This is a genomic window from Secundilactobacillus mixtipabuli (genome assembly GCF_002217925.1).
Classification (GTDB): domain Bacteria; phylum Bacillota; class Bacilli; order Lactobacillales; family Lactobacillaceae; genus Secundilactobacillus; species Secundilactobacillus mixtipabuli.
This window is the reverse complement of record NZ_BCMF01000004.1, coordinates 262370-274675: the sequence shown is the minus strand read 5'-3', so window position 1 is coordinate 274675 and position 12306 is coordinate 262370. Positions and strand designations below refer to the sequence as shown.

Genomic DNA, 12306 nt, shown 5'->3' with positions numbered 1-12306 from the left:
TGTGCGGCATCAAGTGCCAAAAAACAGCTCGGCTTTGCTTCGCTATCACTTTAACAAAAAAAGTGGTGTATTCAACTCCGTCGAGCTGAATACACCATTTATATTAGTAAGTTTTGTGTTTAAAGTTGCCGACCACTTAAAAATGGTGTACACTCCTATACGTGGTCAACCACATATTAATTACACAAACATCAAAGGAGACAATTAAATGTCAAAAGTATTAGTCATCAAAGCACACCCATTCAACGGTGATAAATCACGGACAATTAAAACATTAGACACCTTCCTAGAAACTTATCAAGCAAAGAATCCTGACGACGAGATTGAAAGCTTAGATCTTTTCGCCACGAATTTTCCAGAACTGGATGGCAGTATGATGGCTGCTTGGGGCCAATTAGCCAATGGAACTGCCTTCACAGACTTACCTGCTGACGTTCAAAAGGTCATGGGGCAGTTTAATGATGCTTTAGCACAATTTAAGGCCGCTGATAAGTTGGTCATTGCGAACCCAATGTGGAACTTAAGTATTCCTGCTCAATTGAAGAGCTGGATTGATGCCATTACCGTGGTCGGTGAAACTTTCCGGTACACCGCAACCGGTCACGTGGCATTGTTGCCTGAAAAGCCATTCGTTCACATCCAAGCTGCCGGTGGCAAATATGAAGGTCAAGACCTTGGTACCCAATATGTTCAAGCTGCACTTGAATATCTCGGCGCTAAGCGGTTTGCTAAAATCGGTGTTGAAGGGATGGATCACTTCCCAGACCAAGCTGATCAAATCGTTGCGGCAGCGCAAGAAGAAGCAAAGACAGTTGCCTCGAAGTTCTAGAGTGTAAAACTGGGTGATGAGGCGCGCCTTTAAAAGTAGCTATCTACCCTGGCAAACATGATTAGATTACGTAAAATGAAAGATCAAGGATCAAATATAGCGCTTAAAATAGTCGGTGGTTTTCTTATTCAGAAAGCCATCGACTTTTGTTATGGAACAGATTCTATTCAGCCCCACAGTCTACTTATCAAAATGGTATTGAGTTATCCAGTTCTCGGACACTTCATTGAAATTTATTGAGTTGCACCACGTAGTTAAATTGTAGGTAGAATCTATTGGCTACAACAAATGAAATTAGCAGATGCAGGAATTAATGAAATTGGTCGTGCAAGAGCACTTTTTGTATTTCCTGAGATACAACTATGCTAGAATAAAAATAGTTTGGATGGTTGATGTGTTGACGGATATCAATAATGTAAAAAACATACTTAAAACCATTTTTAATAGACGAGATAAATGGCAGTTAAGTCATCGACGAAAAAACTTAATTGCACTTGCTGAGATGGGGATTGATGAGAAGATTGCTCTGGATACCGTTTATCAGGATTTAACCTATAGGGACTACAGTTCTGGTCCATTACCAGATGATCATCATCCACCGATTCCTGGAGAAGTTTGGATCTTTGGACTTAACATTTCAGATGAGTTATGTTATTTGAAATTTCAAGACCGCCCTAACGGCGTTGTTATGTGGACTTCATTACATCAGGCAGAATACCCACTTGAGTTTCCGTTTAAAAATAATGAGGAAGGAAGTGGTTCTAATGGCGCGTAAAAAAGAATTTTATAATCCAGAATTAGAAATTACCGAGATCTATACTGAAGTATGGCGTTCAGAGATAGTTAAAGTTAGAGATATTAACGATTTAATCGTCAGAAACCATTACTGGGAAGATGCTTCCGGTGAGCTATGGGGCGATTTTGATGACCCAATGGAAAACGTTAGAAATAGTTTTAATGCTTATCGTGAACGGCAAGGTTATCTGACACCGGATGATATTCGTACGTTGCGTCAAAAGTTAGGCTTATCTGTTAGACAGTTTGCTAATGAGCTTGGTATTGGCTCTTCCACTTTAACTCAGATTGAAAATAACCAACGTTTACAGGTGAAATATCAGGAAAAACTATTTAGAGCAGCCGAAATGTTTTATCAAAATGGTCAGTGGCAACAATTTGTTAATCAAGGCGAAAAACCTTTGATAATGAATGATTTAAATCAGGGAACCTATTATGCCAGCGAAGACGTGTATCAAACCCAAGAATTTAATCAAAACCTTTACCAATTTAAAGGGTCGTTAGGAGATGTGGCATAATGACGATGTTACAATTTAATGGTTATCGCGTAACGAAGATGCAGTATCAGCGAAATGACAGCTATCAAAGGGGAGAAGCCCCAATAAAATTTGATCCACAAATAAAAGCGACGGATAAAATCGATCAAAATCATATTGACGTGACACTTACATTATCTGTTGGCTCGCTTAATAATAAGGCGATTCCATTTCAGGTCCAGTGCGCAGTAGCAGGTCAATTTACTTATCATCCGGATGAAGATAGTTCCGGTATTGGCGTGGATAGTTTAATCCGCAATAATGCCGTTGCAATCCTTTATCCATATGTTCGGGCAATTGTGGCGACCTTAACGACGACCTCTAATGAGTTCCCAGGGTATGTCATGCCAACAATAAATGTGGCTGAAGTGCTTGCTCACCAGGATAATTAATAGGGATTTAAGCGTAATAAAAAAACCATTCCTTAATTGGAATGGTTTTTAATTTACATTGCTACATTGTTTTTAGATTAGCACAGATTTTATCTGCAACTTTCACAAAAATAGCCTGTTCTTCATCAGTCAGACCCTTGATCGATTGTTCTTCAGCAGCGTCACAAATTGCTTCAACTTGTTTGGCTAGTTTTAAACCGGCTGGCGTGAGCTGTACCAGCGTCACTCGTTTGTCTTGTTCTGATTTATGGGTTTCTGCTAGTCCAGCGTTAACTAACCGTCGAACTGATTTAGCCACAGTTGAATGATCAACCTGCATGGCCTCTGCTAGGGCATTTTGTGCCTGCTGACCGTTACGAGCGAGGGTGATGAGAATAGTATCCTGCCCAGGATATAAGCCTAAAGCGCGGATGTCCTTATCAATCAGTGATTCATGCGCATTAACGATACGTAAAGCTGAAGCGCCAACTGGATAGTCATCAAAAACAAGCATTATCATTTCCCCCTCGTTAGTTCAGTTGCCGACCACAAGAGTGTATCAAATTTCGGCTTAAATATCAATGTGATACTGGTTCTGATCCTTTGTGGTCGGGTGAGGTCAAAAGAAGCCCCAGCATTGTTTGTGCTGGAGCTTCTTAGGTATTGCGCTATTCTTCAAACTTACCCGTATCTTCATTTAACTGACTGCTAATATCATGGATTTGATCATAACGATAGGTGCTGTCGTATTCTTGAGTGTCTTTATCGTAGGCCTTGACCTGCAAAACATCCGTGTGCGGCCAGCTGACAACGTAAGTATAGTCATCGTAGTCAAAGCCGTATTGATCAGCAATGGCATCAATACCCGCTTGTTCGTCGCCGTGGTATTCCTCTTCGAAGTGACCATAGTTACTGTCACTTGGTGTTGAGTCGTCGGCATCTTTATTACTGTCACTGTCGTTATTATCATTAGAATCCGAATTTTGAGTAGCAGCATCCGTGCTGTTACCGCTATCCGGTGTTGATAAGTCGACTTTGATATTCTTAGACTGGGTCGACACTAAGTTCTTTGTGACTGATTTACCGTCAGCAGTGGAGCCGGAACTGGACAATTTGAACGTGTACCGGCCAGGAAACAGTGGACCAGCTTTATAAGAATAATGATCGTTGCTGGCAGTGGCAACGTTGAGGCCATTTAAGCTGATGGTTGCCTGATCGACATTTGTCTGAACAGTAGGGTACATTGCGACAACCTGCAGTTTATAAGCTGGGAAGAAGAGTAAATGATGGCCCTTAGTTACCAGCTTGAAAGTGCCATCGCTGGTTTGGTCGTTGTTCATTAAACTGGCTTTCATATCAGCGAGATAACGCTTATCCGAGTTCAAATAACTCATAAACGGGGCAATGGATTTTGAATTAATTTCCAAGCTAGGATCAGTCGTTGTCATGTACTTAACCGTCGCGTCAGTATCGTTGTCATGCATGGCGGTGATCATATCATCGACTTGTTTGGATTTACTGTATTTGCCGGCACCATAGAAGTAAGTACCGACTAGGATCAAAATAACTAAAATAATCAGACTGATCCAGATTTTCTTTTTACGGGAACCCTTTTTCCGCTTTCGGTTCCGTTTCGGTGCCTTTTTAGTCACGGTAGGATCAGTTTCAAGTGGTTCGGCCGGTTTTGAATCAGGTTCATATGTTGGTTTTACTTCATTATTAGTCGGCTCATTCGTACTGGTCGTTACGGGCTTTAAGCGATAACCGCAGTTTTGACAAAATACATCATCGGGACTTACTTTCGCCCCGCAATTTGGACATGTTGACATATTGCTCACCTCTGAGATTTAAATTGATTGAAGATGTAACGATAAGCATTAGGTAAAGCCCGGTTCCAGTACGGCCAGTTATGATTGCCAAAGTGGTCGACCTGATAGGTTGGTTTGATCTGATGCTGTTGCAACTGTTTAACAAATAGATTAACGTCAGCGATTGGCACCGTCGTATCAAGCGCGGTGGTCTCAATGTAAAAATGAGCTGGCGATTTTTCCTGGTTTAAGTAGTTCGCCAAATAACGGCTTGGCTGAGCTTGTTCAAAGACCCGCTGGTTAAAGGCGCCATTGATTTTAAAGGCATCCACTTGCGCATTAGTTTGCACGGTTGGTGGCACCTTTTGCCAGATGGCCGGTGAAATTAACGCGTCAACTGAAAAGAGGTGCGGATGGCGGAAAGTCAATCGCGCAGCACCATAACCGCCCATTGAAATGCCACCGATCGCCCGTTGTTTCTGACCGGCTAGCTGGTACGCTTTGGTTGCTTTAGGAATGAAGTTATTAATGATAGCAGATTCCATTTTCTCTTTAGTGGTATTTAAGTAGAATGAATTACCACCATCGGGGAAAATTGCAACCACGGGTAAATGCTTTTGAGCCACCAGTTGATCCAAATAAGCTTTGGACCGCGCTTGTGCAGTCAAATTGGTTTCATCGCCGTAAAGCCCATGCAGCATGTAGATGACTGGGAAATGCGTCCCTTGTTGCTTTAAACGGTCATAGTTCCGTGGCAAATACACGCGGTACCGCCAGTTTCGGTGCAGTTGCGAACTGTACATCGTCCGTGACAGGACGCGACTAGGTGCTGGTTCCGCGGTGGCTTGTTTTTGACGTGCAGCCGGTTTTGGCTTCTCAGACTGTTGGGTAGTCTGTTCCTGTTTTGAATGATTCTGGCCAGTTTGTTTTGCTGGTGGATTTAACGAATGCACCAGCCCGCCAAGGATTACCCCAATAATCACGATGGCGCTGACAACAACTACCCAGAGGCTTCTTTTCATGACTAATCCCCCTCATAACCCTGTCAAGAATCGAAAACTTAATATTAAGATAATTCTACGTGAATGATAAGAACGTTTCAAGACTAGTGGAAATAGAATATAATAGACGATTGTCTAATTACGGTATGAAACCGCTTTATTTACCATTGCCCATATCTTGGTTAATTTACGGAAAGAAAGTCAAAAAAATTTCTAAAAAATTATTACAATTTGAGGAAAACATAACGCCTCTCTGTGGGCGATGGAAACGTTATCGACTTTAGAAGATGGGAAAGGCATGAGTAAACCGGCCGACTTTGTGTATTAGTAAACGTGCATTTTGTTCTATAAGTGATATGATATGTCAGAGATAAGCTTTCTTTAAGTAAGCAGATTGATTTTATAAAGCTGGATGATTATGGCTAACGGATTGACTTTGCTGTCTTAAAGTAGTACACTCTGTAACCTTATGTTTATTTTATGATTCATATATGATACAGTATTCGGACAAAACTAATTAATGAGGGAGTAAACTAACATGAAAAAACATCTTTTAGGCGCATTTCTACTAGGATTAACTGTAGCAGGTACTTTGGGAACAGCAACGGCATTTGCTGATGATACGACACCCGCAGCTACACCAGATAATACACCTGCCGCTGCAGCTGATAGTACCAAGGCAACGACCAACGGTGATATCAGTTTTGGTGCAGGTACATTAAGTTTGAAGAATGTAACGGCTTCTGCATCGCTTCTTGATCAAAAGGGACTTTCAGTTAGTGACGTTTACTTAAATGGCGTCAATGCCAGTGCCCCGTTAACTGCAACGGTTGAGGACTTTCTTGGGAATGATGGTACTTGGACCTTGATGTTATCCCAGGATGGCTGGCAGGCAAGCAGTGCAAACTTGGATAAGACCGCCCAAATACTAAAAAATACTGGCACGCTGTCCATTGCATCTGATGAAGGTAGTAAAGCTAAAGCAAGCGATATTCCTGCTGATGGGACGGCTACAGAGTATGCAACGGGCTCAGATGTCATCACTGAATTACCAAGTAGGCTTACCTTTAACTTACCTAAGCAGACTAATGTTCAGACTGGGAAGTATACTAATACGCTAAACTGGTCATTAAACGATTCTGCTTCAGCCACTCAAGAATAGGTTAAAAGATGAAAAGAAAACGATTTTTAGAGAGTATCTTTGCGCTTGCAATGATGACCATGTTCTTCATGATGCCAAGTAAGGTTCATGCTGCTAGCAGTGGCTTTTCAGTCCAGCCGATGACGTCACAATTACAACGTGATAAGTCCGAGTCGTACTTTGACGTGATCGTGAAGCCCAATCAATCAACTAATTTAAGGGTGAAATTGGTCAATCACACGAAGCAAGCAGTTAAGATTAAAGTGGCTATTCATCCGGGCCAAACGAATAATAATGGGATCGTTGATTACAGCGGGCTACAAAAAAAGGATCGCACGCTTCGGTATGATTTAGCGCGGTATTTAAAGGGGCCCAAAAAGGTCACGGTGCCCGCAAATAGTACCCAAGTTTACACGGCTAAGTTAACGATGCCCAAAAATCAGTTACCAGGTTTAATGGCCGGTGGACTAACTTTTAGTCCAGAAAATTATACGACCAGTACGACGAAAAACGCTAAATTATCGATTACTAACCGGTTCAGTTATGGCATTGCCGTCATTACGCGTAATCGGAATCGAACTTGGCAACCGCAACTAAAGATTGGCCAAGCAAAGGTTACTCAGCAGCAGGCTAAGAACACTTTAGCCGTGCCGATGCAAAACGTGAAAGCGACCTTTTTAAACCAGCTTAAGGTTAGTGTAACAGCGACTAACAAGCGCACTCACAAAGTCTATAAGAGAACATCTGACGCAATGCAGATGGCCCCGAACTCACACTTCGACTACCAGGTTAAGTTACCAACGAACGTGGCAGCGGGGCATTACCGGGTGAAAACCACGGCATACTACGTGAAGGATGCAGCTGGGAAATATACTGATTCCAAGGGTACCCACTACAAATATAGAGGAACGCGCCAGTCTAACGTAACAGTGACGGCTAAGCAGAGTCGAGACTTGCAGAAAAAAGCAAGACAGGCACGTGGGGGAACCCCATGGTTTGTTTATGCGATTATTGCTCTGGTGGTCGTATTATTAGCCATCATTGGCACTTTAGTGGCACTTTTGTTGAGAAAGAAATCGAAAAAATAACTTAAAAGGGGGGCGAACGATGTTGAGATTGAGAAAAAATGATCTTCAGTACATTGTTGGCCCTCTTTGTCTTGTTTTTGTTCGGCAGCGGTCAACCGGTCAAAGCGGCCAGTTACGATGATAATACGTTGGTCTCTTACGGGATCCCAGACAATGTCGTTCAGGTCATGCTGAATAACAGTATGTATGCAGATGGTCAATCGCCAACGCAAAAGGGACAGACACCCGATCAATTTACGATTAAAAACGTTACGCAGCTAACAACAATTAGTCTGGCTAATCGCATGGGCGCCTCTCATTCGACCGCTAACAGTACGGTAGCTGATTGGGTTGCAAGTGGCACGGCTAATAGTTTATATGATATTAGTGCTAATGTGTACGCACAAAATACCGAAGACAAGGTTACTGGCGATAGCGGTAGTCTGGCAACCAAGGCGTTAGTCTTTGATGGTCACACGTTGACGGATCAGTATCACCCAGCGTTTAATATGTTGATGCAGATCGTTGCCTCAGCAAACAATGCAACAACAGTTGATTTGACGGGTGTGACTTCAGAGGTAACAGATACAACGTTGGCTCAGTCATTGATTAGCTTGTTCCAGACGCCCCGTTTGACGTCGATTAATAAGTTATTACTAGGTGATAACAATTTGACTGATGCAAGTCTTTATATAATGGGACAGACAGTCATGAATGTAACAGACGCACAGAACTTAACAAGTCTGGATCTATCAAACAACCATATTACTCAATTAGCTTGGGGGCGGAATTTTCCAATTACCCAGAAGCTTACCGATTTGAATATGTCTGGTAATTCGGTCAAAAAAATTACTGATACGTTAGATCACTTTCTCCAACCAATTGTTAATCATTACGGAACGGCTGACTTGAGTACCAGTGATTTGGATGCTGGTGATTGGAACACTATCGATTACATTGTTTCGTTGCTCAATATATCGAGTGGCGTCATCAAGCTGAGTGATTCTTCTATCAACGCTGTCGCTACATCAAATACACATAAATTGAATAATCAAGCGATTCAAAATGCAATCCCGCAACTGACTGACGCAACAATTGATGACTTATTAAACGATAGCAGTGTCAAGTTAAGCGATACGACCAAAGCTAAGTTACAGGACCAGAAGGCCATTAACCAAGGCGGTGGAACTTCAACTGCTGAAAACAGCGTGGCGGTTTCCGGTGAACTTGATTTCGGAACCAACGTTCTCAATAGTCTAGATTCAAGTTTCACTGCCAAGGATAGTTTGACCTTAAACGCAACTATTTTACCAGGTAGTCAGCTGACCGCTACAATGGACGACTGGAAAGTACAGGATGGCAGCTCATCATTTAAGGGGAATATTATCTTTCCCGCAAACAGTGCCTTTAGTGGCAATACGAATCTGAACGCCGATACACCGGCTGTTTTGTATACCAATAATGGTAGTGATCCTGAGAAGCTTTCATCAACGTTAACGGGGCTGACCCTCAAGATACCCGAAGATCAGCGTTCTGCTGTTCGGGCTAAGAGTTATCAGACATCCATTACTTGGCACGTTGATGCTCAGCAGTCAGCCAACCAACAATAATAAAAGCTGTTAAGTAAAATTCATGTGATTTTTACTTAACAGCTTTTTTAATTTTCTCATGAGATTTGGCCTGTGCGCTGTAAAATAGTCGATATTTGGTGTTAATGGTGCTTAAATAAGAACGAGATGGGGTGATGGTATGATGCCAAAGTTAGGTTTAAAAGCCAGTACATCGATGGCGCAAGTTAATGAGCGATTACAATACCACCCGGCAGTGTTTGAATTCTACACGGATGAGCACGATATGACTAAAAATGGTCTGACGCACTTAGAAGAAATGATCAAATATGTCCAGTCATTTGGGATTAGTCAGATTGTGATTCATCATCCGATGGCTTATGCTCACCATCATAATGAAGTTGCCGTTTCAGCACTGAAGGATCCGGCTGGCTATCAGTTCATGATGAGCAGCGCGGAAGCCTTGATCGAATTAGCGCGTAAACTAAACGTTCAGGTGCTGATCCACGGTGGTTATTCAGATAAAGAAGCAGTTGTTAATTCTTATGGGGATTTTGCAACCGCCCGGCAAGTTATTTTTGCGCGGTTAGATTATTTCCAGAAGATGGGTGGCGACCACGTGATGTTTGAAAATTCAATTTCGCCAGCCTTTGATTACGGCGATGAAACCATTGAAGAAACGGTTATAGCGCACCATTATCGGTTATGCTATGACATTAGTCACGGCTTTATTGTGCTGCACGGTAACAATGAAAAGTTAGTCAAAAGTATCGCTCGATTGGCACCGCAGACGGTTCACTACCACTTGGTTGACTCTATGGGTCAGCATCATGATAGTTTAGAGTTAGGTAAAGGCAAAATCGACTGGCAGCAGGTGATGAAGGTTATCAATCCTAAAGCTACCAGCATTTACGAAATTGATTTGGCGGATCAAAACGATAGTCGGGAAATGCGCGCCAGCCATGAGTATTTAGCGCAGCTACTGACAACTCAGCAAACACATTAGGAGGAGCTATGACACGCTGTGACTGGGCAGAAAATGCCAATGAATTAATGACGCACTACCACGACTATGAGTGGGGTGTGCCCACTAAAGATGAACGAGAAACGTTTGAGCTGATGACACTAGAAATGATGCAGGCGGGATTAAGCTGGCAAACCGTTTTGAATAAGCGGGAGCACTTCCGTGAGGCGTTTGCTGGTTTTGACGTGAATGAAATTGCTCAGTTTAACGAAGCTGACGTGGCCAGGCTGGTCAATGATGCAGGGATTATTCGTAACAAATTAAAAATTGCCGATACGATTCATAATGCTCGGCAACTCGTCAAATGGCATCGCGCAGGCAAGACGATGAACGCATATTTGTGGTCATTTGTTGACGGGCAGCCCATTATCAACCGCTACTCAACAGCAGCTGATGTGCCAGCACAGACACCGTTATCCCAGCAAGTCAGTAAGGCACTAAAGCAGGCGGGTTTTAAGTTTGTGGGACCGACGATCGTTCAATCTTGGCTGGAAGCACTGGGAATTTTAGATGACCATCTGGCTAAGTGTACGGTAAATCATTTAAGTGAATAATCAGCGTCAATCAAAACAGTTAAAATTTAGTGTTGTTCGGTGAGATTAATTGACCTTTTTGGATAAAATCAGTAGTCTATGACTAATAACTTTATTCCTAGGAGGTGTGTCTGTTTGCGTTATCAAGGATGGTTAACTTGGGTGACTCTCGGTTTAGCAGTGGCGTTCGTGCCAATGGCGGTAGATTCAAAACCGGCGCCGATCCAATTTGGCAGTCAAATCAATCAGCTAGTTGAACGCGTTGACCCTAACTTTAACAAAACGACTCAGCAGACACAGCAACGGGCAATCTCGACCAATGAAACGCCGATTGAATCGATTGTTCAAAATCGTCAGCTCTCGCGAACTTATTATTATCACTTTGATACGAATGTGTCGGCGAGTGCTAAAGCGGTCTTCGAGAATGCTGTCGCGGTTTATAACCAGACTGGGATTGTTAAATTAGTGCCTGGAACTGGAACGGATCGGCAGAATTCGATTACCTTCTTCGTTTACTCAAAACAAATGCCAAGTAGCGGGGGCACGACCATGATTGAATCAGGACATGGTGGGCCGCAAATCATCCAGCAGACTGGTTGGAACGCCTATACAGCTAATCATGCGCGGGCGGGTCTGAACGTTTACTATCCGGCAGCGGCAATTCGAAAATCAGTCGCCATTCATGAGTTAGGCCACGCGTTGGGGCTAGACCATAGTCGTTACCGCAATTCAGTGATGTATCCAGTCGATCAGGGCAATACCGCCTTATCAGCTGGTGATATTAACGCCTTAAAGACGATCTATGGTACGGGGGCGAAATAGGCATGCGCGAATCAATTAAGCAGCATAGCGAAAAATGGCTGGTTATTTATCATCTTATTGTGGCTTTATTGGCAATCGCTTCTAGCGTCCTTGCCATTTTGATGATGCTAAATATTAAGGTTGGCCTGGCTGGAATGGTTGCGTATCAAGTCTTATTGGCCTTCTTCGTGATTGATTACATCATCAGATTGATCTTTACTCAAAATCGAAAATGGTTCTTGATCAATAACGCCTTTGATCTGCTGGGCATTTTACCCATGCATCCCGCGTTTTCGCTCTTTCGGCTAGCAAGAATCTTTCGCATGATCCGAACACACCACCTCTTTTGGCGGTTGGGGATCTCTGGCAAATGGACCCGTGATTTTCACCGCTTTACGTATGATACTGGTTTTATTTACCTCTTTACGATCAGTGTGGTCATCATCTGTTTGAGCGCACTACTGTTTTCCATCGTGGAACACCAAACTTTGTCGGAGTCATTATGGTGGGCCATTACTACCGCAACCACGGTCGGTTACGGGGACGATTCACCACGAACGGCTTGGGGCAAGCTCATTGCGACAGTTCTCATGTTAGGCGGGGTCGGCTTTATTGGTTTGCTGACCAGTACAATTACCGATTTCTTCACGGATCGGACGGGGCAAGCGGATGAGCAACAGCAACAAAATGAAGCATTAACCAAGCAGATTCAGCAGTTAACCCGAGAAGTTTCACGGTTATCTAAGAAAGTTGATCAACTAAAAAAATAAAAAACAGCACAGACACTTCATCGAATGAGAAGTGTCTGTGCTGTTTTTATGTAGGCTGATTT

The 12306-nt window shown here is 42.9% G+C and carries 15 protein-coding genes; 12 read left to right on the top strand and 3 right to left on the bottom strand.

What is annotated here, in order from left to right:
• The 5 genes from IWT5_RS12380 to IWT5_RS05205 all read left to right on the top strand — a co-directional run.
• Window positions 1-208 (top strand): hypothetical protein (locus IWT5_RS12380; protein ID WP_225360230.1); only part of this gene is annotated, 208 nt, incomplete at its 5' end.
• A complete protein-coding gene (locus IWT5_RS05220; protein ID WP_089108901.1) occupies window positions 209-829 on the top strand; it encodes an FMN-dependent NADH-azoreductase in 621 nt (206 codons plus the stop codon).
• 301 nt (window positions 830-1130) lie between these two features.
• Complete coding sequence (locus IWT5_RS05215) at window positions 1131-1604, top strand: hypothetical protein (RefSeq protein WP_225360229.1); 474 nt, start codon at window positions 1131-1133, stop codon at window positions 1602-1604.
• Window positions 1594-2142, top strand: coding sequence for a helix-turn-helix domain-containing protein (locus tag IWT5_RS05210; protein WP_225360228.1), 549 nt, complete (start codon window positions 1594-1596; stop codon window positions 2140-2142). Before IWT5_RS05215 ends, IWT5_RS05210 begins: the two co-directional genes overlap by 11 nt.
• Window positions 2142-2552 (top strand): protein-export chaperone SecB, encoded by a 411-nt coding sequence (locus IWT5_RS05205; RefSeq protein ID WP_089108899.1) that lies wholly within the window; start codon window positions 2142-2144, stop codon window positions 2550-2552. Before IWT5_RS05210 ends, IWT5_RS05205 begins: the two co-directional genes overlap by 1 nt.
• 61 nt (window positions 2553-2613) lie before the next feature.
• Here the strand turns inward: IWT5_RS05205 and IWT5_RS05200 are convergent, their stop codons facing one another.
• The 3 genes from IWT5_RS05200 to IWT5_RS05190 all read right to left on the bottom strand — a co-directional run bounded on the left by IWT5_RS05200 (window position 2614) and on the right by IWT5_RS05190 (window position 5361).
• Window positions 2614-3045: a MarR family winged helix-turn-helix transcriptional regulator gene (locus IWT5_RS05200; protein WP_159459290.1), complete on the bottom strand. Its 432-nt coding sequence runs from the start codon at window positions 3043-3045 to the stop codon at window positions 2614-2616.
• A gap of 154 nt (window positions 3046-3199) precedes the next feature.
• Window positions 3200-4360, bottom strand: coding sequence for a TcaA second domain-containing protein (locus IWT5_RS05195; protein ID WP_089108897.1), 1161 nt, complete (start codon window positions 4358-4360; stop codon window positions 3200-3202).
• 5 nt (window positions 4361-4365) lie between these two features.
• Complete coding sequence (locus tag IWT5_RS05190) at window positions 4366-5361, bottom strand: alpha/beta hydrolase (protein ID WP_089108896.1); 996 nt, start codon at window positions 5359-5361, stop codon at window positions 4366-4368.
• A gap of 517 nt (window positions 5362-5878) precedes the next feature.
• Here IWT5_RS05190 and IWT5_RS05185 point away from each other — a divergent pair.
• The 7 genes from IWT5_RS05185 (at window position 5879) to IWT5_RS05155 (ending at window position 12244) form a co-directional block, all read left to right on the top strand.
• The gene (locus tag IWT5_RS05185) at window positions 5879-6502 is read left to right on the top strand and encodes a hypothetical protein (protein WP_089108895.1); all 624 of its coding nucleotides are present in this window, start codon (window positions 5879-5881) and stop codon (window positions 6500-6502) included.
• An 8-nt stretch (window positions 6503-6510) separates the two neighbouring features.
• A complete protein-coding gene (locus IWT5_RS05180; protein WP_089108894.1) occupies window positions 6511-7569 on the top strand; it encodes a DUF916 domain-containing protein in 1059 nt (352 codons plus the stop codon).
• Window positions 7570-7607: 38 nt separating this feature from the next.
• A complete protein-coding gene (locus tag IWT5_RS05175) occupies window positions 7608-9158 on the top strand; it encodes a leucine-rich repeat domain-containing protein (protein ID WP_089108893.1) in 1551 nt (516 codons plus the stop codon).
• A gap of 139 nt (window positions 9159-9297) precedes the next feature.
• Entirely contained in the window at window positions 9298-10122 is an 825-nt protein-coding gene (locus IWT5_RS05170) for a sugar phosphate isomerase/epimerase family protein (protein ID WP_089108892.1), read from the top strand.
• A gap of 8 nt (window positions 10123-10130) precedes the next feature.
• Window positions 10131-10694, top strand: coding sequence for a DNA-3-methyladenine glycosylase I (locus IWT5_RS05165; RefSeq protein WP_089108891.1), 564 nt, complete (start codon window positions 10131-10133; stop codon window positions 10692-10694).
• Between the two features lie 114 nt (window positions 10695-10808).
• Window positions 10809-11495, top strand: a complete 687-nt coding sequence (locus IWT5_RS05160; RefSeq protein WP_225360227.1) for a matrixin family metalloprotease — start codon at window positions 10809-10811, stop codon at window positions 11493-11495.
• A gap of 2 nt (window positions 11496-11497) precedes the next feature.
• Window positions 11498-12244 (top strand): potassium channel family protein, encoded by a 747-nt coding sequence (locus IWT5_RS05155; protein ID WP_089108890.1) that lies wholly within the window; start codon window positions 11498-11500, stop codon window positions 12242-12244.
• Window positions 12245-12306 lie beyond the last annotated feature (62 nt).